Origin of the sequence: Pseudonocardia yunnanensis (assembly GCF_039534065.1) — a bacterium.
GTDB classification, from domain to species: domain Bacteria; phylum Actinomycetota; class Actinomycetes; order Mycobacteriales; family Pseudonocardiaceae; genus Pseudonocardia; species Pseudonocardia yunnanensis.
Genome location: NZ_BAAAUS010000001.1, coordinates 109762 through 130961 on the forward strand (window position 1 = coordinate 109762; position 21200 = coordinate 130961).

Genomic DNA, 21200 nt, shown 5'->3' on the forward strand with positions numbered 1-21200 from the left:
CCGGAGGGGGTGGCTGCCGCCGACCGGCTGTGGGACGAGTCGGAACGCCTACTCGCCTCGGTCCGAGGGCGTCAGGCGGGCAGCAGCGTGCGCATCCAGGAGTGCGTGTCCGGCGCGGTGCCGCACTGGATGCTCGTGAGCATCTTGCGCAGCTTCATCGTGACCTCGCCCGGCTCACCGCCGGCGATCCGCACCTCACCACCCGCGTGCTTGACCCCGCCGATCGGCGCGACCACGGCAGCCGTGCCGCTGCCGAAGATCTCGGTGATGCGGCCGTCTGCCACGCCATCGAGCACCTCCTGGCCCGACACCCGGCGCTCGGTGACCTGGCAACCCAGCTCCTTGGCCAGCACGAGCACGGAGTCGCGGATGATGCCGCTCAGGATGGTGCCGGTCAGCGAGGGGGTGACGACCTCCGCCTGGTCACCGGAGCCGAACACGAAGAACATGTTGTTCGACCCCATCTCCTCGATCCACGTGCGCTCCACGGCGTCGAGGTACGCCACCTGCGCGCAACCGTGCTCCGCGGCCTGGGCCTGCGGCAGCAGCGAGGCCGCGTAGTTGCCGCCGCACTTGGCCGTGCCGGTGCCGCCGAGCGCGGCCCTGGTGTAGTCGGTGGTCAGCCACACGTCGACGGGCACGATGCTGCCCCCGGGGAAATAGGCCCCGGCCGGGCCGCCGATCAGGATGTAGAGGTACTCCGCCGCGGGCCTGACTCCCAGCCCGGGCTCTGTGGCCAGCATGAACGGACGTAGGTAGAACGAGTGGTCCCCGCCCGCGGCCGGCACCCACTCGTGGTCGACGGCCAGCAGCTCCGACAGCGACGTCAGGAACAGCTCGTCGGGGAGCTCGGCCATCGCCATCCGGGCGGCGGAGCCGCGGAAGCGGGCCGCGTTGGCGTCGGGCCGGAACGTGGCGATCGAGCCGTCGGGCTGCCGGTAGGCCTTGAGGCCCTCGAAGATCGTCTGTCCGTAGTGCAGGGCCATCGCTGCCGGGCTGAGCTGCAGCGGCGCGAAGGGCACGACTGCAGGGTCGTGCCAACCCGCTCCCGCAGACCACTTCACCGTGACCATGTGATCACTGAAGTGCCGGCCGAACCCCGGGTCGGCGAAAATGGCGTCGCGCTGGGCCTTCGTGGCCGGGGCAGGGTTGAGCGTCCGGGAGAACTGCGGGTCCATGGTTTTCACATTATCTGGTCGAGCAAGCCCAACAATCGGACGTCCTACTTATGTGGGCCGTGGTGCGTCACCGCACGTGCGAGGGGACGAACGGGGGCTTCACCACGGTGCACTCCAGAGCTCGTCCGCGCACGTCGACCGTCACCTCCGCGTCCGCACCCACCCCGGCCGCGGTATCGACCAGAGCCAGCGCGATGCCCGTCTTCAGTGTCGGCGAGAACGTGCCTGACGTGGTGATCCCGACCTGCTCGCCGCCGAGCAGCACCGCCATCCCCGCGCGGGGGACGCCGCGTCCGGTGGCCCGCAACCCCCGCAGCCGGCGGGCGGGGCCGGCCTCCTTCTCGGCGATCAGGGCGTCGCGGCCCCAGAACTCGGGCTTCGACCATCCGACCGCCCAGCTGCTGCCTGCCTGAACCGGGGAGATGTCCACCGAGAGGTCCTGGCCGTGCAGGGGGTAGCCCATCTCGGTGCGCAGGGTGTCGCGGGCAGCCAGGCCGGCCGGACGCCCACCCAGTGGCCCGGCACCCGCGAGCAGCGCGTCCCACACGCCTGGCGCCTCGTCGGCGGGCACGAGGAGCTCATAGCCCCGCTCGCCGGTGTAGCCGGTGCGGCACACCCGCACCGCCCCGGCGTCGGTGAACGCCATGTAGTCGAGGCCGGTCACTCCGCCGAGCCCGCCGAACGCGGTGGTCAACAGCTCGGTCGAACGGGGGCCCTGCACGGCGATCACGGCCAGGTCCCGGTGCCGGTCGCGGATCTCGATGCCGGCCGGGGCCGCTGCCCTCAGGAGTGCGGCGACCTGGGCGGAGTTGGCGGCGTTGGGCACGGCGAGCACCTCGTCCGGCCCGACGACGTAGACGATCAGGTCGTCGACGACACCACCCTCTGGCGTGCAGCAGAGCGTGTACTGCGCGTGCCCCGGGCCGATCTTCCCCAGGTCGGCGGTGAAGCAGCGGTTGACGAACTCCGCCGCACCCGGGCCGGTGATCGCGAGCTTGCCGAGATGGCTCACATCGAAGACACCGACGGCCTCGCGCACCGCCGTGTGCTCGGCCACCGTGCCGTCCGGGTAGGACAGCGGCATCGACCAGCCGCCGAACGCCCCGAGGGTGGCCCCGAGCGCTACGTGCCGATCGTGCAACGGGCTCGTCAGGAGGTCGTCCACGACCGTGGACGCTACTGCTCGCACCGCCGTTTCAGGCCGTCGGCCTCCATCGCGAGGTAGCGGCGGGTCAGACCGCCCGCGATCAGTCCGAACACCGCACCCACCGGACCGTGCTGGACCACCCGCAGCAGCACGACGGTGGCACCCGGTGCGCCGTCGGTCTCGATGAGGTGCTCACCGACGGTCCGGACCCCGGGACTGGTCGACTCCCAGATGAAGCCCCTGGCCGGGTCGATCTCCGTGACCTCCCACTGCGCGACGGGAAGGCGGGGCTGACGTACCTCGGCACGGCTGCCGACCGCGAACGGCCCCTCGTCCAGCCGGCGCACCGCGGTCATCGAGGCGGTCCACTCCGGCCAGCGCTCGACGTCGGTCAGCACCGCGAACACGCGGTCCCGATCCGCCTGGATCGTCACCGATCTCCGGAACTCCATGAGGTGATCATCGACGGCGGGCGAAGACCGTGCAAACAACCCAGCCGACGACCAGTGCCACGGCCGTGGTGAGCACCTGCTGCAGCGCCAGCATCACCGAGAGCGAGACGCACAGCAGCAGCCCCACCACCGACGTCCAGACGGGCCAGCGCCGTTGCGACGCAGGCAGCCGCAGGGCGGCCAGGTTGATCACGGCGTAGTAGACGAGGACGGAGCACGCCGACAGTGCGATGGCCGCCATCGGGCCGGCGAACACGGCGAGCACGATCGCCGCCACGCCGCCCGCGAGGTCGGCCCAGAACGGGGTGCCCCGCGAGCAGACCACCGCGAGCGCGGACGGCAGCTCGCGACGCTGAGCCATCGCCAGCTCCGTGCGACTCACCCCCACCAGCACGGCCAGCAGCGCGGATGCGGCCGCCATGGCGGCCCCGACCCGGACGATCACCCCGAGAGCGCTCGCCTCCCCGGCGTCGACCAGTGCCACCAGCGGCGTGGGCTCGGTGGCCAGCCGTTCGCTCCCGAAGCCGACCAGCAGCGCGATCGCCACCAGCATGTACGTGACGAGGGCGATGCCCAGCGCGATGGGGATGGCGCGGTGCAACGTGCGATCCGGGTCGCGGACCTCGGCCCCCAGTGTGGCGATGCGGGCGTAGCCGGCGAAGGCGAAGAACACCAGCCCAGCCGCCGTGAGCACCCCGATGACTCCGCCCCGTATCGCCACCGGCTCCACGTCCGGGGTGACGGCGGAGGCCACGGGATCGACCTGTGTGCCGAACAGCCCGACGACGACCACGACGAGCAGGACGGCCAGCGTGCCGCCGACCAGCGCGTACGCCCCGCGCGCCGTCCACCGCACGCCCGCCGTGTTCAGCACCGTGGCGGCGATGATCACGAGGATCGCGGCCGGCAGGGGGTGCGACGGAAGGACGTAGGCACCGAACACCCCGGCCGCCGCAGCGGCCGATGCCGTCTTGCCCACCAGGAACGCGACACCCGCCAGCCTGCCGGCCCCGTGCGAGAGCCGCTCGCGCCCGTAGACGAACCCGCCGCCGCTCTCGGGATGGGCGACGGCAAGGTCGGCGGTGGAGGCCGCGTTGCACATCGCGACGACCCCGGCGAGCAGGACCGCGAGCAGCAACCACGACCCCGCCGCGCCAGCGGCAGGGGCCCAGACCGCGAACACACCCGTACCGAGCATGGCCGATAGCCCGAGCACCACCGCATCGGCCGTACCGAGACGACGTTGCAGGCTCCAGGACACGTGCCCCACCCTTGCACCCGGACCTGCCTGATCCGGCTGCACACCGGTGTCATTACCATCTCGAAGCGATCTCGCCTTAGTCTGCGCCGGTCCGCGTCCGGTCCGGCCTCCCCGGGAACACCCGGCGACCGCTCCGACTCGAGCGGACTCCGTTCATCGAGAGGACAGCGCGTGTCCACCGATCTGTATGTGGAGGGCGGTTCGCCCGCCACCGTCGAGACCGACGCCGTGGTCGTCGGGCTGCTGCCCGCGAGCGGTGACGGCTCCGCGCCACGCCTGGCGCCCGGCGTCGAGGACGTGGGCGAGGCGTTCCGCGACGCCGACGCCGACCTGCCCGCCCTGCTCGCCATCGCGGGAGCGTCCGGCAAGGCCGACGAGGTGGTGAAGCTGCCCACGCGCGGCGCGATCACGGCACCGCTGCTCGTCGCGGTCGGGCTCGGCGACGCGGAGGCGAACGGGACACCGGGCGCCGAGGCCGTGCGGCGGGCCTCCGGCGCGGCCGCCCGCGCACTGGCCGGCACCGGGAGCGCTGTCAGCACGCTGGGCCGGATCAACCTGGCCGCCGCGGCCGAGGGCGCCCTGCTCGGGGCCTACACGTTCACCGACTACCGCAGCAACGGCGCGGGCCGGGCGCCGGTGGGCCGCGTGGGCCTGGTCGCCGACGGCGCCGACGGGGACGCAGCGGAGATCCTGCGCACCGCCACGGGCGTCGCGCAGGCCGTCCGCACGGCTCGCGACCTCGTGAACACCCCTCCGAACGACCTGTTCCCGGAGACCTTCGCCGCCCGCGCGCGCGAGCTGGCCGAGGCGGTGGGCATCGAGGTCGAGGTGCTGGCCGGCGACGAGCTCGCCGAGGGTGGATACGGGGGCGTGCTCGGCGTCGGGCAGGGCTCGTCGCGCGGGCCACGGCTGGTCCGGCTCCGCTACTCGGGCGGAGCGGCACCGCGGGCCACGGTCGCGCTGATCGGCAAGGGCATCACGTTCGACACCGGCGGCATCTCGATCAAGCCCGCCGCGAACATGGACCACATGACCTCCGACATGGGCGGCGCGGCGGCCGTGATCGCGGCCACCGTGGCGGCCGCCCGGCTGGAGCTACCCGTGGCGGTCACGGCGACCGTGCCGATGGCCGAGAACATGCCCAGCGCCACCGCATACCGTCCGGGCGACGTCCTGCGGATGTACGGCGGCCGCACCGTCGAGGTGCTCAACACCGACGCCGAGGGCCGGCTGATCCTGGCCGACGCGATCGCCAGAGCCGCCGAGGACGCCCCCGACTACCTGATCGAGACCTCCACGCTCACCGGCGCCCAGCAGGTGGCGCTGGGGCTGCGCACCGCTGGCGTGATGGGCAGCGACGAGTTCCGCGACCGCGTGGCCGCGCTCGGCCGCGCCACCGGCGAGGACGCGTGGGCCATGCCGCTGCCGCCTCACCTGCGCGGCGAGCTCGACTCCCGCGTCGCCGACATCGCCAATGTCACAGGCACCCGCTGGGGCGGAATGCTCGTCGCGGGCACTTTCCTGCGGGAGTTCGTGCCTGCCGACCTGCCGTGGGCGCACATCGACATCGCAGGCCCGTCGTTCCACACGGGCGCGCCGTACGGCTACACCACCAAGGGCGGCACGGGCGTTCCCGTTCGCACGCTGGTCGCCGTGCTCAGCGACATCGCGGCCAACGGCTGATCCGGACGCCCGCCTGCTACCCGTTCAGATCCCTGCGGCGTTCGCGATCACGCAGGATGCGCTGGCGGGCGTCGTGGTCGCGCATCCGTTGCGGATAGCCCACCAGCTGCACGTCGTACACCGGCATCCGCAGCGATCGCGCCAGCTTGCGTGCGCCGTCGGGCGACGAGATGCGCCGCCGGGTCCACGCGCCGTCGCGGTCGACCAGCAACATCGTCGTGGCGGTGACGGTGGTGCGGGGCTCCACGAACGCCTCCACCCCCTCGTGCGTCTCCGCCCAGTTACGCAGGTACGCGACATCGCCGGAGTCGGCTCCACGGAGTCCGCCCTTGAAACCTCGGCCGAGCCTTCCCAGGAGGCTCACCGTTCGTCTCCACCGTGTCCGGCCTGCGTGCCGCGTGGGCACTGTCTCGACGGCCAGGTCCCGCCCTCGCTCGCCAATTCGCTCATCGCGCCCCACCTCCTGACTGCGCCAACGTCCGAGGTCGCCGGTTTTCTCCCGTGTGACCAGCCGCCGCACCCGACCACGGCGGATGACAAGATGGGTCAAGCGGCGTTACAGCCACTGTCACAAGCACTGCCGGCAATTCGGTGAGGGAGTTCTGACGTGCCCGAGCACAACGCGGACCTGGTCATCCTCGGGGGCGGATCGGGCGGTTACGCCTGCGCCCTGCGGGCGGCCGAGCTGGGAATGTCCGTGGTGCTCGTCGAGCGCGACAAGCTCGGCGGCACGTGCCTGCACTACGGCTGCATCCCCACCAAGGCGCTGCTGCACGCCGCCGAGGTGGCCGACAACGCCCGCGAGGGCGACCGGATCGGCGTCAAGAGCTCACTGGCCGGCATCGACATGGCCGGCGTGAACTCGTACAAGGACGGCGTCATCGCCAAGCTCTACAAGGGACTGCAGGGGCTGGTGAAGTCCCGCAAGATCACCCTGGTCGAGGGCACCGGCCGCTTCGAGGGCCCGCGGACCGTCGTGGTCGGCGAGGACCGCTACGTGGGCAAGAACGTGGTGCTCGCCACCGGTAGCTACTCGAGGACGCTCCCCGGCCTCGACATCGGGGGCCGCATCATCACCAGCAGCGAGGCCATCCACCTCGACGAGGTGCCGGACCGGATCGTGATCCTCGGTGGCGGGGTGATCGGCGTCGAGTTCGCCTCGGTGTTCCGCAGCTTCGGCTCGGAGGTCACCATCGTCGAGGCGCTGCCGCGGCTCGTCCCCAACGAGGACGAGTTCGCCTCCAAGCTCCTCGAGCGGGCCTTCCGCCGCCGCAAGATCACGTTCAAGACCGGCGTCAGGTTCACCGGTGCCAAGCAGACCGAGGACACCGTCACCGTCTCGCTCGAGTCCGGCGAGGAGATCGACGCCGACCTGCTGCTGGTCGCCGTGGGTCGCGGTCCCAACACCGCCGACGCCGGTTTCGAGGAGGCCGGGGTGGCGATGGAGCGCGGTTTCGTGCTCGCCGACGAGCGACTGCGCACCAACCTGCCCAACGTCTTCGCCCTCGGCGACATCGTGCCCGGGCTGCAGCTCGCCCACCGCGGGTTCGCCCAGGGCATCTTCCTCGCGGAGGACATCGCGGGCCTCAACCCGCCGCCGATCGACGAGGCCGGCATCCCCCGCGTCACCTACTGCGAGCCCGAGGTCGCGTCCGTCGGGCTCACCGAGGCGCAGGCCAAGGACAAGTACGGCGAGATCCAGACCCTGACCTACGACCTCGCGGGCAACGGCAAGAGCCAGATCCTGCAGACACAAGGCGCAATCAAGCTGATCAAAGCCGGGGCTACGGGCACACCAGGCCCCGTCATCGGCATCCACATGGTCGGCGCCCGCGTCGGCGAGCTCATCGGCGAGGCCCAGCTGGTCTACAACTGGGATGCACAGGCCGAGGACGTCGCTGCGCTGGTGCACGCCCACCCCACCCAGAACGAGGCGTTCGGCGAGGCCCACCTCGCGCTGGCCGGCAAGCCGCTGCACAGCCACTCGTGACCAGGCGCAGCCGACCGCTGCTCCGGCCACCCGAACCCGAACCGCAGGAAGAGGAGCTCCGACCCGATATGGCCTTCTCCGTCCAGATGCCCGCCCTCGGTGAGAGCGTCACCGAGGGCACCGTCACCCGGTGGCTCAAGCAGGAGGGGGACCGTGTCGAGGTCGACGAGCCGCTGCTCGAAGTCTCCACCGACAAGGTCGACACCGAGATCCCCTCGCCCGCCGCGGGCGTGCTGCAGCGCATCGTCGCCGCCGAGGACGAGACGGTCGAGGTCGGCGGCGAGCTCGCAGTGATCGGCGACGGCTCGAACTCCGGAACCGACTCGGGAGGCGACGTCGAGGGCAGCCAGTCCCCTGCGGAGTCCGCCGCCGAGGCGCCCGCGGAGGACGAGACCGCAGCCGAGCCGGCGCAGGCACAGGCGGCGTCCGACGAGCCCGAAGCCGCGCCGCGGGCCGACACCACGTCCACCGGCAAGGGCACCGCGATCACGATGCCGGAGCTCGGTGAGAGCGTCACCGAAGGCACGGTCACCCGCTGGCTCAAGCAGGTGGGCGACTCGGTCGCGGTCGACGAGCCGCTGCTCGAGGTCTCCACCGACAAGGTCGACACCGAGATTCCCTCCCCCATCGCCGGCACGCTCCTCGAGATCACCGCGGGTGAGGACGAGACGGTCGATGTCGGAGGCCAGCTCGCCGTGATCGGCGATGCGTCCGCCGCCCCCGCGAAGAGCGCTCCTGCCCCGGAGAAGCCTGCTGCGCAGGAGAAGCCGGAGCCCGCGAAGCAGGCGGCTCCCGAGCCCGAGGCGGAGCAGCCCTCCACCAACGGCAAGGTCTCCGCCCAGGCGGTCGAGCAGGCCGAGGAGCAGGCCGAGCGCGACGAGCTCGTGGCCGACGAGCCCGAGCGGCCCGAGAGCGGCGACGCCGGTCGCGGAGCCCCGTACGTCACGCCGCTGGTGCGCAAGCTCGCCGCGGAGCACGACGTCGACCTCTCCGTGATCACCGGCACCGGTGTGGGCGGCCGCATCCGCAAGCAGGACGTGCTGGCCGCTGCCGAGTCGCGCAAGCCGGCTCCGGAGCCCGAGCGTGCACCCGCGCCCGCCGCTGCCGCCGCGCCCGCGGCGAGCGCCCCGGCCGCGCCCACGCGGATGCCGAAGCCCTCCCCCGACGGTCCGCAGCCCGGCACCACCGTGAAGATGCCCCGGCTGCGGCAGGTGATCGCGCAGCGGATGACCGAGTCGCTGCGGGTGTCGGCCCAGCTCACCACCGTGCAGGAAGTGGACGTCACCCACATCGCCCGGCTCCGGGCTCGCGCCAAGGCCGAGTTCGAGCGGCGCGAGGGCGTGAAGCTGACGTTCCTGCCGTTCTTCGTCAAGGCGGCTGTGGAGGCGTTGAAGGCCTTCCCGCAGGTCAACGCCTCGATCAACGAGGAGACCAAGGAGGTCGTCTATCACGGCGCCGTGCACATGGCGATCGCGGTCGACACCCCCCGCGGGCTGCTCGTCCCGGTGATCAAGAACGCGGAGGACCTCAACCTCGCCGGTCTGGCCCGGCGGATCGCCGACGTGGCCGAGCGCACCCGGTCCAACAAGATCGGCCCCGACGAGCTGTCGGGCGGCACGTTCACGGTCACCAACATCGGCAGCGCGGGTGCGCTCTTCGACACCCCGATCATCAACCAGCCGCAGGTCGCCATCCTCGGCACGGGCAAGATCACGAAGCAGCCCACGGTGGTCACCGGGCCCGACGGCGAGGACTCCATCGCCATCCGCTCGGTGTGTTATCTGCCACTCACCTACGACCACCGCCTCGTCGACGGGGCCGACGCAGGCCGCTTCGTCAGCGCGATCAAGGCCCGCCTCGAGGAAGGTGCGTTCGAGGCCGACCTCGGGCTCTGACCCGCTCACCCGCACGGGGCGCGCGCCCGACTCGCGCGCTCCGTCGGGTTCGGCGAGGATCACCGCGTGCGCATCGTCGTCGCCGGCTCATCCGGCCTGATCGGAACCTCGCTCGTGGCCCATCTCCGGGCCACGGGTCACGAGGTGCTGCGTCTGGTGCGGCGGCCCGCCGCCGCACCAGACGAGCGGAGCTGGGACCCACCGGCGGGCCGCATCGACGACGGCACGTTCGACGGCGTGGACGCGGTGGTCAATCTGGCGGGGGCCGGGATCGGCGACCGCCCGTGGAGCGGCGCACGCAAGCAACTCCTGCGCGACAGCCGCAATGTGCCCACCGAGGTGTTGGCAGGCGCCGTCGCCGATCACGGCGTGCCGGCCCTGCTCAACGCCTCGGGCATCAACTACTACGGGGACACCGGGTCCGACGTGGTCGACGAGACGGCACCGGTCGGCGCGGGGTTCCTCGCCGAGGTCTGCCGCGACTGGGAAGCCGCCACCGCACCGGCCGCCCTGGCGGGAGCACGGGTCGTCCTCCTGCGATCGGCAGCGGTGCTGTCGCCGCGGGGCGGCCTCCTGGGCAGGCTGAGGCCACTGTTCTCGCTGATGCTCGGCGGCCGCATCGGCACCGGAGAGCAGGCGTTCCCCTGGATCTCCCTCGACGACGAGGTCGGAGCCGTGCGGTTCCTGCTGGAACACCCCGACGTGTCGGGGCCGGTCAACCTCGCAGGCCCCGAGCCGGTCACGAACGCCGAGTTCACCCTGGCCCTGTCCGAGGTGCTGCGCCGGCCCGCCCCGTTCACCGTGCCGGCATTCGTCCTCCGAACCGCCCTGGGCCAGATGGCCGAGGAACTGGTGCTCACCGGGCCGATGGCCGTGCCCGGCGTGCTGCAGAAGCACGGCTACCAGTTCCGCCACACCACTGTGCGCGACGCGCTGGCCGCAGCCCTCGACCGCTGACCCACCCGTCCCCTACCCCGCGAGTCGCCGAATCCTGTGGATCAATTGCCCCCACCAACATGGCGCCGTCCCCGGCCAGGCGATCCCGGGCGTAGCGTAAGAATCATGGGTATGCGTCACACCGGCCGGTCCTGCCGCCGCACCACCGACCCCGTCCGGATCGACCGGCTGGGCACCGTCGACTACGTGTCCGCCTGGGACATGCAGCGTGCCAACGCCGCCGCCCGGCGCGAAGGCACCGGACCGGACGTGCTGATGCTGCTGGAACACCCGTCCGTCTACACCGCGGGTAAGCGCACCCGGCCCGAGGACCGCCCCACCGACGGCACCCCCGTCGTCGACGTCGACAGGGGCGGCCGCATCACCTGGCACGGCCCCGGCCAGCTCGTCGGCTACCCCATCGTGGCGCTGACCGAGCCGCTCGACGTCGTCGACTTCGTGCGACGGCTGGAGGAGGCGCTGATCCGCGTGGCCCACGAGTTCGGGCTCACCGCGGCGGGCCGGATCGACGGCCGCAGCGGCGTCTGGCTGCCCGCCGACGACATCCGCCCGGAGCGCAAGATCGGCGCGATCGGCGTGCGCGTACAGGGTGGGGTCACCCAGCACGGATTCTCGTTCAACTGCGATCCCGACCTCATCGAGTACGACCGGATCGTGCCCTGCGGCATCACTGACGCCGGAACCAGCTCGCTCTCACTGGAGCTGGGCAGGACCGTCGGCGTGGCGGACGTACGGGAAGCGGCCGCCGAGGCCGTCACGGCCGCACTGGACGGAACCGTGCCCGTGGCCGAGCACATCGTGCCGCGGGTGGCCGCCCCTGCCGGCCTCGACCTCCAGCTGCATCCCTCGTTGCGCTGAGCGAGCTCAGCCTGTGCCCTCGGGCGGGCCGGAGCGGTCGTCGGACGACCCCCGGCGTCCGACGGGTCGTGCCGCACCGAACGCGACGCCGAGCGCCACGTTGCCGGCGAGGACGCCGAAGACGGCTCCTACCGCAATCCCCACCGCGATCGCTGTGCCCATCGCCGTGCCACTCGTGCGGTCCGGGTGCTTGCTCATGGCGCTATCGTAATCTGTAATTCCGGATATCCGAGGTATCGCGTGCACGACCAATCCCTGCCGGAGCGGCTCGCCGAGCTCGAGCGCCGCATCGAGGCGCTGGAACACGGCGAACCGCCCACCGGACCACCGGCCGTAGCGGACGGCTCGGGCACCGTCCGCTACTCGGGTGACGTGCACCTGCACGGCGACGTCGTCTGGGAGATCGCGCTCGACGCCGGCGCTGTTCTCAACCTGGACGACGGCCCGCGGGTAGCGGTGCTCGCAGCGCTCGGGCACCCGGCCCGGGCCCGCATCGTCCGCAGCCTGCTCACCGACGGCGCGCACAGCACGGCCGCGCTGCAGGCGGCGGCCGACCTGGCCTCGACTGGCCAGCTCTACCACCACCTGCGCTCCCTGACCCACTCCGGGCTCGTGGAGCAGGACGGCCGGGGGTCCTACCGGATCGCACCCCGCGCCGTGGTGCCGGCGCTGGTGCTGCTGAGCGCGGCCGCCGACGTCGCGGGGCAGCTCAGGTAGAGGGCCGAGGCCGCCTCAGCGCAGCTGCGGAACGACCTCCGACGCGATCAGCTCGATCTGGTCGATGTCGGCGAGGTCGAGAAGCTGCAGGTAGATCCGCGTGATGCCGGTCTTCTCCTGCCACTGCCCCAGCCGGTCGACGATCTCGGCCACCGTGCCGGCCAGCCCCTCAGCCCGGAGCTCGTCGACCTTGCGGCCGATCGTCACGCAGCGGTTGGTCACCTCGGCGTCGTCACGGCCCACGGCGATGGTGTGCGCGGCGGAGAGGACCAGCTCGGCAGGGTCACGGCCGATCTCCCGGCACGCCGCGGCGACGCGCTCGAACTGGGTGGCGATGACGTCCGGCGAGCTGAAGGCGACGTTGAACTCCGTAGCGAACCGCGCGGCGAGGGCGGGCGTGCGCTTCGGGCCGTGGCCGCCGACGATCAGCGGCGGCTGCGGCTGCTGCACCGGCTTCGGCAGCGCGGGCGAGTCGGTGACCGTGTAGTGGGTGCCTGCGAAGGAGTAGCGCTCGCCCGGCAGCGTCCGCCACAGGCCGGTGACGATCTCCAGCTGCTCCTCGAGACGGTCGAACCGCTCCCCCAGCCCGGGGAACGGGATGCCGTAGGCGGCGTGCTCGGCCTCGAACCATCCCGCGCCCAGGCCCAGCTCCACGCGGCCGCCGGACATCTGGTCGACCCCCGCCACGGCGATCGCCAGCGGCCCGGGGAGCCGGAACGTCGCCGAGTTGACGAGCGTGCCCAGCCGGACCCGCGACGTGTCGCGCGCCAGCCCGGCGAGGGTGATCCAGGCGTCGCTCGGGCCCGGCTCGCCGGACACCTCGCCCATCTTCAGGTAGTGGTCCGACCGGAAGAACGCGTCGTAGCCCGCGTCCTCGGTTGCCCTGGCCACCCGCAGCAGGTCGTCGTAGGAGGCCCCCTGCTGAGGCTCGGTGAAGATCCTGAAGTCCATTGGGGAACGCTAACCCCTGACCGGACGGCCCCATCCCGTGCGTGCCCGTCGCGCGCCGCATGTCACATGGGAGGAGATCGCGCCGCTCGGCTTCGGCGTAGCCTGACGTACGTGACGATCGCACCGGAGGGCCGCAAGCTCCTGCGCCTCGAGGTCCGCAACAGCGAGACCCCGATCGAGCGCAAGCCGCCGTGGATCCGCACCCGCGCCCGCACGGGACCGCAGTACACCGAGCTGAAGGGCCTGGTTCGATCCGGCGGCCTGCACACGGTGTGCGAGGAGGCAGGCTGCCCCAACATCTACGAGTGCTGGGAGGACCGCGAGGCCACGTTCCTCATCGGCGGGGAACAGTGCACGCGGCGGTGCGACTTCTGCCAGATCGACACGGGCAAACCCGCCGACCTCGACACCGACGAGCCGCGCCGCGTCGCCGAGTCGGTGCGCACGATGGGCCTGCGCTACTCCACGGTCACGGGTGTGGCACGCGACGACCTCGAGGACGGCGGGGCGTGGCTCTACGCCGAGACCGTCCGGCAGATCCACGGCCTCAACCCCGGCACCGGCGTCGAGCTGCTGATTCCCGACTTCAACTCGATCGACGACCAGCTCGCCGAGGTGTTCGGCTCCCGGCCCGAGGTGCTCGCACACAACCTGGAGACGGTGCCGCGGATCTTCAAGCGGATCCGTCCCGCTTTCCGCTACGAGCGCTCCCTCGATGTGATCAGCAAGGCCCGGGCAGCGGGCCTGGTCACCAAGTCCAACCTCATCCTCGGCATGGGTGAGACGCCGGAAGAGGTCGTCTCCGCGCTGCGCGACCTGCACGACGCCGGGTGCGAGATCATCACAATCACCCAGTACCTGCGCCCCTCGCTCCGCCACCACCCGGTGGAGCGGTGGGTGAAGCCGGAGGAGTTCGTCGAGCACTCCGCAGCGGCGCAGGAGATCGGGTTCGCCGGGGTGATGGCCGGCCCGCTGGTGCGCTCGTCCTACCGCGCAGGCCGGCTCTACGCCCAGACCGTGGCGCATCGGGGCGAGGAACTCCCGGAGAATCTGGCCCACCTGGCAGACGAGGGCGCAGCAGCCCAGGAGGCACGCTCGCTGCTGGCCCGCTGACCTCCGAGGTCGTCCTGGAAAGTCCCCCCGTCAGCGGGGCGGATCTGCCCGCGATCGTCGCTGGACGACCCGTATCCTGAGCCGTATGGCCGGTAAGCCCGACAAGGCAGCGAAGAAGGAAGCCGCGCGCGAAAAGCGTGCGGCGTCGAAGGCGCGCCGCAAGCAGATCTTCGAGGCGTTCAAGATGCAGCGCCGGGAGGACAAGGCGCTCATCCCCTTGATGGTGGGCGCCATCGTCGTGTCGGTGGCCGTCGTCTTCGGCATCGGGCTGATCTTCGATCTCCACTGGCTCCTGCTGCCGATCGGGCTCGCGATCGGCATCCTCGCCGCGATCAGCATCTTCGGCAGGCGGGTGCAGCGGTCGGTGTACACCAAGGCCGACGGGCAACCGGGCGCTGCGGGCTGGGCGCTCGACAACATGCGCGGCCAGTGGCGCGTCACCGCCGGTGTGGCGGGTACCACCCACCTCGACGCCGTGCACCGGGTGATCGGCCGTCCGGGAGTCATCCTCGTGGCAGAGGGCGCCCCGCACCGCGTCAAGAGCCTGCTCGCGCAGGAGAAGAAGCGCACCGCGCGGGTCGCGGGCAGCACCCCGATCTACGACATGATCGTGGGCAACGAAGAGGGCATGGTGCCGCTGAAGCAGTTGCAGCGCCACATCATGAAGCTGCCGCGCAACATCAGCCCGAAGGAGATGGAGTCCCTCGAAGCGCGGCTCGCCGCGCTGGGTTCGCGCGCCGCGGCGATGCCGAAGGGCCCGATGCCGGCCGGGGCGAAGATGCGCAGCGTGCAGCGCACGGTCCGCCGCCGCTGACCGCCTACGCCTCGAGTGGCATCGCCACCCGCGTGACGAATTCGTCGGGCGTCGCGGTGCTCGGGTCCGTCAGGTAGGTCTCCGTCACCGGCCCCTTGGCCTGGTGCCCGAGCGCGCGTACGTGCTCCAGCACCGCGGTGTAGGCCAGCGGCAGCTCCTCGTACGGCCCGACGTGCAGTGTGGCCGCCCACGGGCCGCCGGGAAGCGTCACTGTCACGTCGGACGCTCCGGCCGCTGCCGCCACGCCGACCGACACAGTGAACTCGTCCGTCAGGTCCAGCGGGAAGACCCCGACCAGCGGCTCGCGGCCGTGCCCCGCTCCGGTCCGGAGCACAGCGGTGCACAGCGCCGCCGTGTCCACGTCGATCGCGTCCGCCCGCACCGGCCCGCTCATCCCGACCAGTGCGAGTGGAGCCCGTTCGGCGATCGCGACGTCGTAGCGCACCCGCTCGGGCGCCACCAGCAGTGCGTCGAGAGACCGCAGCACCTGCTCGCGCCGGGCCAGCTCAGCGGCCAGGCGCTCCCGCTGGGCGGCGAGCACGGCGGCCACGGTCCTCTCGTCGGGGGCGGCCAGCACCTCGCGTACCACCGGAAGCGGCACGTCGAGGCCGCGGAGCAGAGCGATCGTGGTGGCCGTGCGCACCTGGTCGGCTCGGTAGTAGCGGTATCCAGAATGGGGGTCCACCGAGGCCGGGACCAGCAGCCCTTCGGCGTCGTAGTGCCGCACCGCCTTGACCGTGAGACGGGCAAGGCGAGCGAACACCCCGATCGGCATCAGGCTCATCGGACCGGCCTCGCCAACGCGCCGTCAGCCCTGCTTGCCGGGTGGCACCACCGGTACCTGCAGAACGGTCCGCAGCTCCGCTGGTGGCGTCGACGAGGGGTCGGTGAGGTAGATCTCGGTGTGTGGGGCCGCCGGCACCAGCCCGTTTCCGGCGATGAACGCGTACAGCGCGGCGAGCGAGGGCTCCTCGTCGGCATAGGGCCCGAGATGCAGCAGCCGGGCCACGCGGCGCTCCGGCTGCCGGCGACGCTGCACCGGTGCGCCGAAGCGAGCGGCCGCAGCGGCGACGGCGCTGTCGGTGGCACCCGGCGGTGCGGGAACGAGCAGCCGCCAGTGCCAGCCGTCGGGATTCGTGAGATCGAACGGCGGTGCGTCGTCGGACTCCACGCTGCCGCCCTGGCTGTAGGTGCCCTCCAGCGGCACGTCCTCGCCGGCGCCGAGCGCCGACCGCGCCGCGAACAACGCACGGACGGCGGCACCGAAGGACGGATGCTCCGGAGCTCCCCGGCCGTCGACGGCGAGGGTGTCCCGGGCCGGAAGGTCGGCAAGGACCGGGTCCGTGGTCGTGGGTCCGGGGTTCGTCGGGTCCGGGGAGATCGTGTCGGCTTCCATGCCGTCGACGTTCCGCTCTCCCGTACGGGGAGGGTCAAGCCCGGGTGCGGACGACGATGCTGCGCACCGCGCGGTCGTGCCACCCCCGGCCGTCGGAGTCGCGCACGAGCGGCGGCACGATCAGGGCGATCAGTGCCGTGCGCAACAGCGCCCGCGGCACCCCGATCACGGCGGCGGAGTCGATCGACGCCACGCGGATGCCGAGCAGGGTCATGCCCGCGCTCGCCCCGAACACGGCCACCGGTATGGCCGTGAGCAGGAACCAGATGCCGAGCACCGCCCACGGAAGGTTCGGGCCGCCGATCTCGTCCGACCCCAGCACCAGCACCGCGATCAGGTAGCCGAGCAGCCAGTCGACCACCAGCGCGGCCAACCGGCGCCCGAAACCGGCGACGGAGCTCACGCCCTCGGCAGGCAGGCCAAAGCGCTGCCCCGGATGGCCCTCGCCACCGCGCCCCATGGAACCGGTGCCCGATCCGGGCATCCAGGACTCGATCCAGCGCGCCATGGCGTCTAGCGTAGGGCGACAGGTCCTGATGAGCGGGCCGCCCGGTCCGTTAACCTCCGCGAAACGGCCGAGTGACAGCCGGGCAACACCACGGCCATAGCGTCGCTGACAAGAGTGGTCAACCGACCCCCTGAGCGTGCCGTTGAGAGGAGTCAGTGAGCGTGTTCAGCAACTCCGAAGAGGTTCTGAGCTACATCTCGGACGAGAACGTCGAGTACGTCGACATCAGGTTCTGCGACCTCCCAGGCGTCATGCAGCACCTCACTGTCCCCGCCTCGACGTTCACCCAGGATCTGATGGACGAGGGCATCGCGTTCGACGGTTCGTCGGTCCGCGGTTTCCAGGCCATCAACGAGTCCGACATGGCGCTGTTCCCGGATGCGGCCACAGCGCGGCTCGACCCGTTCCGCAAGCACAAGACGCTCAACATCAACTTCTTCGTGCACGACCCGATCACGGGCGAGCCCTACAGCCGCGACCCTCGCAACGTCGCGCGCAAGGCGGAGGAGTACCTGCGAGCCTCTGGTGTGGCCGACACCGCCTACTTCGGCGCGGAGGCGGAGTTCTACATCTTCGACTCGGTGCGCTTCGGGTCCGACCCGCACCAGCAGTACCACCACATCGACTCGGTCGAGGGCTGGTGGAACACCGGTCGTGAAGAGGCCGGAGGCAACCAGGGCTACAAGGTCGCCTACAAGGGTGGCTACTTCCCGGTGCCGCCGGTCGACCACTACGCCGACCTGCGCGACGACATCGTCGCCAACATGATGGCCAGCGGTTTCGAGGTCGAGCGCGGCCACCACGAGGTGGGTACCGCCGGCCAGGCCGAGATCAACTACAGGTTCAACACGCTGCTCCACGCCGCCGACGACGTGATGCTGTTCAAGTACCTGGTCAAGAACACCGCCTGGCACGCCGGCAAGACCGCCACCTTCATGCCGAAGCCGCTCTTCGGTGACAACGGCTCGGGCATGCACGCCCACCAGTCGCTGTGGAAGGACGGCCAGCCGCTGTTCCACGACGAGTCCGGCTACGGCGGGCTGTCCGACACCGCCCGCTACTACATCGGCGGCCTGCTGCACCACGCCCCGAGCCTGCTGGCGTTCACCAACCCCACGGTGAACTCCTACCACCGCCTGGTGCCCGGCTTCGAGGCGCCGGTGAACCTGGTGTACTCGGCGCGTAACCGCTCCGCCTGTATCCGGATCCCGCTCACGGGCAACAACCCCAAGGCCAAGCGCCTGGAGTTCCGCTGCCCCGACTCGTCGGGCAACCCGTACCTGGCGTTCTCCGCGATGATGATGGCCGGCATGGACGGCATCAAGAACAAGATCGAGCCGGCCGCGCCGATCGACAAGGACCTCTACGAGCTGCCGCCCGAGGAGGCCAAGGACATCGCCCAGGTGCCGGGCAGCCTGGCCGCGGTGATCGACCGGCTCGAGGAGGACCACGAGTACCTGCTCGAGGGTGGCGTCTTCACGCCCGACCTCATCGAGACCTGGATCTCCTACAAGCGGGACAACGAGATCGACCCGCTGCGGCTGCGCCCGCACCCCTACGAGTTCGCGCTCTACTACGACGTCTGATCTGACGTTGCGCTGACCTGCTAGGCAGCCCCGGAAACGGCGGTTGACCTGCGAAGACGTCTTCTGACGTTCGCAGCGTCAACCGCCGTTTCTCGTGCTCGTGTACACGAGCCCTCGCTCACCAGCCGAACTCCCGCAGGGTGGCGCGGTTGGGCATTCGGCGGCGTGCCACTCAGCGACATCTCAGCAACTCAGCGTCATCACAGCAGCTTGCGCCCACAGTGGCGGCATGAGCAGCGACGCTGTACTCGTTCGACCGCTCGACTCGGCGGGACGACTGGCCGAGCTGACATCGAACGTCCCGATCTGGGTCGGGGAGATCGAGATCCATGGACATCTCGACGACATCGCCGTCGACCCGGCCTACACCGCCGCCGCGCTCCTCGTCACGGCGAACGGAGTTGCCGTCGGCCAGGTCGTCGTGCCCCTGACCGGCGGCCGCGCTCCCTCCGAGACCGTACGCGCCGCCGCCTGGACCGAACTCGGGCGCGAGATCGAGCGCGCCGCTCCCCCGCTGCGCAACGTGTCGACACCGATCACGGTGGTCGTCCCTACGCGGGGTCGACCAGAAAGCGTGGCCCGCTGCATCCGTAGCCTGCTGCGGACGGATCGCCCTGAGCTCGCAATTGTGATCGTGGACAACGATCCGGACGACGACCGGACCGCCCTGCTGGTCGATGCCGTCGGCGACGAACGCGTGACATACGTGCGCGAGGGTTGTCGGGGCACGTCGGCCGGACGCAACCGGGGGCTCATCGAGGCGGCCTCCCGTGGGGCGCAGTTCGTCGCCTTCATCGACGACGACGTGGAGGTGGACCCGGCGTGGGCTGGTCGCGTCGCTGCGGCGCTCTCCGAGCCCGGTGTGGCGTGTGTCTGCGCGCCAGTACTGGCCGCTGAGCTGGCAACGCCCGCGCAGGTCATGGCCGACGAGGCCCTCGGCTGGCGGAAGGGCTTCTCGCGGCGCCGATTCTCGCTCTCCGAACCCCCGCCCGACTCAGCCATCTTCCCGTTCTCACCCGGGCTTTTCGGCGTAGGCGCGAACATGGCAGTGAAGGCCGAAGTCGCGCTTGGTCTGGGCGGGTTCGACCCCGCCCTCGGGCCTGGCACACCGGCCCGCGGCGGCGAGGACTGCGAGTTCATGATCCGCCTGGTGCTCGCCGGACACGTGCTCGCCTACGAGCCGTCGGCATACGTCTGGCACCACCACCGGCCGACGATCGCCGAGCTGAACAACCAGCTACACGGCTACGCCCTGGGCCTCGGCGGATTCATCGCGAAGATCATGGTGGACCCGGTCGGGCGAGCAGCGGCACTACGTCGGGCTCCTGCAGCGGTGCGTCAGCTCTGGCGGATCCGTTCGCGCGAGGCTGTTGCCGGCGTTCCGGGTTCGCCCGCCATGCGCAAGGTGCTCGCCATCACGCTCGGACCTGCTGCCTACCTCAAAGGGCGGCGACGAGTGAGGGCCGGCGGTCACAGCATTCCTCGGCTGCACCGGCACGACGCTCGCAGCCTGCTCGACAGTTGAGGTCCGGCTCAGCGGCGCCTCCACGTGAGCTACGGCGTCGCCGCCAGGCCGGTGCAGCTGCGGAGGGACTGCCAGTTGGCGACCGCTCGCTCGGCGGCCGCGCTCCGGAGCTGGTGCGGGATGCCGCCCGAGATCACGGCCGGGACCCACTTGGCCCTGGTGACCGCCCGTCCACGGAGGGTCAGTAGCAGCACGCCGCTCTGGGCCGTGACCCCTCCGCGCGCGTAGAAGACGAAGTTGCCGAGCCCGTAGTCGACGTAGGCGCCGTGCAGGTAGCCGCCCCCGAGCAGGACATGGGCGTGGGACCCGACCACCACGTCCGCTCCTGCCGCGACCAGCTTGGGCGCCAGCGCGCGCTGCGGGTCGGTCGGGCAGCGCTCCAGCTCGCGGCCCCAGTGCAGGTCGACCACCACGGTGTCGCCCTCAGCCCGGGCCGCCCGCACAGCCGCGAGCAGCCGCGTCTCGTCGTAGGCGGACGCCAGGCCCGGCTTGCCGTCACCGGCGCTCCAGGCGGTGGCAAGGCTGGAGTCCAGCACCTGGGTGGCACCTATGACGGCGATGCGCTGGCCGTCCACGGTGACCACGTAGGGCCGGAACGCCTCGGCGGCGTCGTTGCCGATCCCGACCACCGGGACACCGGCCTGCCTGGCCGCCGCCAGCGAGTCGCGGATCCCCACGACGCCGTAGTCCTCCCCGTGGTTGTTGGCCATGGTGGCCACGTCGACGCCGGCCGAGTGCAGTGCGACGAAGGCCGAGGGGGGCGCGCGGAAGGTGAACTGCTTGGCCGCCGGGGTGCCCCGCTCGGTGATCGCGGTCTCCAGATTCACAACGGCCAGGTCGGCACGGCGCAATACGCCGGCGATCGGCCCGAACGTGGTGGCCGGGTCCGCGGCCAGGCGGCCGGCGATGGCGCCCTCGAAATGGACATCGCCTCCGAAGGCGATGGTCACCGGAGCGCCGGCCGGCTCCCTGCCGGCGGCGGCCCCTGGCGTGGAAGTGGTCGTCTGCGCGGGCGGCGCGGTGTTCATCGAGGTTGCGCCGGCGTTTCCGCCGGAGCAACCGCTCAGGGCCAACACCGCCAACACGAGCGCGGCGGCGGTCCGGCGGCGGGCCCGACGCGGCAAACGAACTCCAGGCTCGGCTCGAGGAATCAGTTCCAGCCTAAGCGA

General features: G+C 71.4%; 21 protein-coding genes. 10 read left to right on the forward strand and 11 right to left on the reverse strand.

Going from position 1 to position 21200, the window contains the following annotated elements; all coding sequences use genetic code 11:
• Positions 1-71: 71 nt before the first annotated feature.
• The 4 genes from ABD743_RS00570 to ABD743_RS00585 form a co-directional block, all read right to left on the reverse strand.
• Complete coding sequence (locus tag ABD743_RS00570; RefSeq protein WP_344717620.1) at positions 72-1178, reverse strand: branched-chain amino acid aminotransferase; 1107 nt, start codon at positions 1176-1178, stop codon at positions 72-74.
• 67 nt (positions 1179-1245) lie between these two features.
• Positions 1246-2343, reverse strand: a complete 1098-nt coding sequence (gene gcvT / locus ABD743_RS00575) for a glycine cleavage system aminomethyltransferase GcvT (RefSeq protein ID WP_344717622.1) — start codon at positions 2341-2343, stop codon at positions 1246-1248.
• An 11-nt stretch (positions 2344-2354) separates the two neighbouring features.
• A complete protein-coding gene (locus tag ABD743_RS00580) occupies positions 2355-2777 on the reverse strand; it encodes an SRPBCC family protein (protein WP_344717624.1) in 423 nt (140 codons plus the stop codon).
• A 7-nt stretch (positions 2778-2784) separates the two neighbouring features.
• Positions 2785-4038, reverse strand: a complete 1254-nt coding sequence (locus ABD743_RS00585; protein ID WP_344717626.1) for an APC family permease — start codon at positions 4036-4038, stop codon at positions 2785-2787.
• Positions 4039-4209: 171 nt separating this feature from the next.
• On the opposite strand from ABD743_RS00585, the gene ABD743_RS00590 reads away from it, so the two are divergent.
• On the forward strand, positions 4210-5721 hold the full coding sequence (locus tag ABD743_RS00590) for a leucyl aminopeptidase (protein WP_344717628.1): 1512 nt from the start codon (positions 4210-4212) through the stop codon (positions 5719-5721).
• Positions 5722-5737: 16 nt separating this feature from the next.
• On the opposite strand, the gene ABD743_RS00595 is transcribed toward ABD743_RS00590, so the two are convergent.
• Positions 5738-6085, reverse strand: a complete 348-nt coding sequence (locus tag ABD743_RS00595; RefSeq protein WP_344717630.1) for an oxidoreductase — start codon at positions 6083-6085, stop codon at positions 5738-5740.
• Between the two features lie 243 nt (positions 6086-6328).
• On the opposite strand from ABD743_RS00595, the gene lpdA reads away from it, so the two are divergent.
• The 4 genes from lpdA to lipB all read left to right on the forward strand — a co-directional run bounded on the left by lpdA (position 6329) and on the right by lipB (position 11421).
• Positions 6329-7711 (forward strand): dihydrolipoyl dehydrogenase, encoded by a 1383-nt coding sequence (gene lpdA / locus ABD743_RS00600; RefSeq protein ID WP_344717632.1) that lies wholly within the window; start codon positions 6329-6331, stop codon positions 7709-7711.
• A 68-nt stretch (positions 7712-7779) separates the two neighbouring features.
• Positions 7780-9606 carry a 2-oxoglutarate dehydrogenase, E2 component, dihydrolipoamide succinyltransferase gene (gene sucB / locus ABD743_RS00605; RefSeq protein WP_344717634.1) on the forward strand — a complete coding sequence of 609 codons (1827 nt, stop codon included), beginning with the start codon at positions 7780-7782 and terminating at the stop codon, positions 9604-9606.
• A 66-nt stretch (positions 9607-9672) separates the two neighbouring features.
• Positions 9673-10563 (forward strand): TIGR01777 family oxidoreductase, encoded by an 891-nt coding sequence (locus ABD743_RS00610; protein ID WP_344717636.1) that lies wholly within the window; start codon positions 9673-9675, stop codon positions 10561-10563.
• 111 nt (positions 10564-10674) lie between these two features.
• Entirely contained in the window at positions 10675-11421 is a 747-nt protein-coding gene (lipB, locus tag ABD743_RS00615) for a lipoyl(octanoyl) transferase LipB (protein WP_379659132.1), read from the forward strand.
• A 6-nt stretch (positions 11422-11427) separates the two neighbouring features.
• On the opposite strand, the gene ABD743_RS00620 is transcribed toward lipB, so the two are convergent.
• The gene (locus tag ABD743_RS00620) at positions 11428-11619 is read right to left on the reverse strand and encodes a glycine zipper domain-containing protein (protein WP_344717641.1); all 192 of its coding nucleotides are present in this window, start codon (positions 11617-11619) and stop codon (positions 11428-11430) included.
• Between the two features lie 42 nt (positions 11620-11661).
• On the opposite strand from ABD743_RS00620, the gene ABD743_RS00625 reads away from it, so the two are divergent.
• A complete protein-coding gene (locus ABD743_RS00625; protein ID WP_344717643.1) occupies positions 11662-12138 on the forward strand; it encodes an ArsR/SmtB family transcription factor in 477 nt (158 codons plus the stop codon).
• 15 nt (positions 12139-12153) lie between these two features.
• Here the strand turns inward: ABD743_RS00625 and ABD743_RS00630 are convergent, their stop codons facing one another.
• On the reverse strand, positions 12154-13089 hold the full coding sequence (locus ABD743_RS00630) for an LLM class F420-dependent oxidoreductase (protein ID WP_344717645.1): 936 nt from the start codon (positions 13087-13089) through the stop codon (positions 12154-12156).
• Positions 13090-13200: 111 nt separating this feature from the next.
• On the opposite strand from ABD743_RS00630, the gene lipA reads away from it, so the two are divergent.
• Together lipA and ABD743_RS00640 are read left to right on the forward strand one after the other, a co-directional pair.
• Entirely contained in the window at positions 13201-14202 is a 1002-nt protein-coding gene (lipA, locus tag ABD743_RS00635) for a lipoyl synthase (protein WP_241042821.1), read from the forward strand.
• 85 nt (positions 14203-14287) lie between these two features.
• Complete coding sequence (locus ABD743_RS00640; protein ID WP_344717646.1) at positions 14288-15016, forward strand: DUF4191 domain-containing protein; 729 nt, start codon at positions 14288-14290, stop codon at positions 15014-15016.
• A 4-nt stretch (positions 15017-15020) separates the two neighbouring features.
• On the opposite strand, the gene ABD743_RS00645 is transcribed toward ABD743_RS00640, so the two are convergent.
• The 3 genes from ABD743_RS00645 to ABD743_RS00655 are packed head-to-tail and all read right to left on the reverse strand — an operon-like array spanning position 15021 to position 16920.
• Positions 15021-15800: a MerR family transcriptional regulator gene (locus ABD743_RS00645; protein ID WP_344717648.1), complete on the reverse strand. Its 780-nt coding sequence runs from the start codon at positions 15798-15800 to the stop codon at positions 15021-15023.
• A gap of 24 nt (positions 15801-15824) precedes the next feature.
• Complete coding sequence (locus tag ABD743_RS00650; protein WP_344717650.1) at positions 15825-16412, reverse strand: GyrI-like domain-containing protein; 588 nt, start codon at positions 16410-16412, stop codon at positions 15825-15827.
• A 34-nt stretch (positions 16413-16446) separates the two neighbouring features.
• Complete coding sequence (locus ABD743_RS00655; RefSeq protein ID WP_344717652.1) at positions 16447-16920, reverse strand: RDD family protein; 474 nt, start codon at positions 16918-16920, stop codon at positions 16447-16449.
• 161 nt (positions 16921-17081) lie between these two features.
• Between ABD743_RS00655 and glnA the strand changes: the two genes are divergently transcribed.
• Both glnA and ABD743_RS00665 read left to right on the forward strand, forming a co-directional pair.
• Complete coding sequence (gene glnA, locus ABD743_RS00660) at positions 17082-18506, forward strand: type I glutamate--ammonia ligase (RefSeq protein WP_344718753.1); 1425 nt, start codon at positions 17082-17084, stop codon at positions 18504-18506.
• A 229-nt stretch (positions 18507-18735) separates the two neighbouring features.
• Positions 18736-20031, forward strand: a complete 1296-nt coding sequence (locus ABD743_RS00665) for a glycosyltransferase family 2 protein (RefSeq protein ID WP_344717654.1) — start codon at positions 18736-18738, stop codon at positions 20029-20031.
• Between the two features lie 29 nt (positions 20032-20060).
• Here ABD743_RS00665 and ABD743_RS00670 read toward each other — a convergent pair whose 3' ends face one another.
• On the reverse strand, positions 20061-20981 hold the full coding sequence (locus ABD743_RS00670) for a CapA family protein (RefSeq protein WP_344717656.1): 921 nt from the start codon (positions 20979-20981) through the stop codon (positions 20061-20063).
• Between the last annotated feature and the right edge of the window lie 219 nt (positions 20982-21200).

Coding starts and splice junctions, on each gene's coding strand:
- ABD743_RS00570 (WP_344717620.1), bottom strand. CDS start 1,178: ATGGACCCGCAGTTCTCCCGGACGCTCAACCCTGCCCCGGCCACGAAG.
- ABD743_RS00580 (WP_344717624.1), bottom strand. CDS start 2,777: ATGGAGTTCCGGAGATCGGTGACGATCCAGGCGGATCGGGACCGCGTG.
- sucB (WP_344717634.1), top strand. CDS start 7,780: ATGGCCTTCTCCGTCCAGATGCCCGCCCTCGGTGAGAGCGTCACCGAG.
- lipB (WP_379659132.1), top strand. CDS start 10,675: ATGCGTCACACCGGCCGGTCCTGCCGCCGCACCACCGACCCCGTCCGG.
- ABD743_RS00620 (WP_344717641.1), bottom strand. CDS start 11,619: ATGAGCAAGCACCCGGACCGCACGAGTGGCACGGCGATGGGCACAGCG.
- ABD743_RS00630 (WP_344717645.1), bottom strand. CDS start 13,089: ATGGACTTCAGGATCTTCACCGAGCCTCAGCAGGGGGCCTCCTACGAC.
- ABD743_RS00640 (WP_344717646.1), top strand. CDS start 14,288: ATGGCCGGTAAGCCCGACAAGGCAGCGAAGAAGGAAGCCGCGCGCGAA.
- ABD743_RS00645 (WP_344717648.1), bottom strand. CDS start 15,800: ATGAGCCTGATGCCGATCGGGGTGTTCGCTCGCCTTGCCCGTCTCACG.
- ABD743_RS00650 (WP_344717650.1), bottom strand. CDS start 16,412: ATGGAAGCCGACACGATCTCCCCGGACCCGACGAACCCCGGACCCACG.
- ABD743_RS00655 (WP_344717652.1), bottom strand. CDS start 16,920: ATGGCGCGCTGGATCGAGTCCTGGATGCCCGGATCGGGCACCGGTTCC.
- ABD743_RS00665 (WP_344717654.1), top strand. CDS start 18,736: ATGAGCAGCGACGCTGTACTCGTTCGACCGCTCGACTCGGCGGGACGA.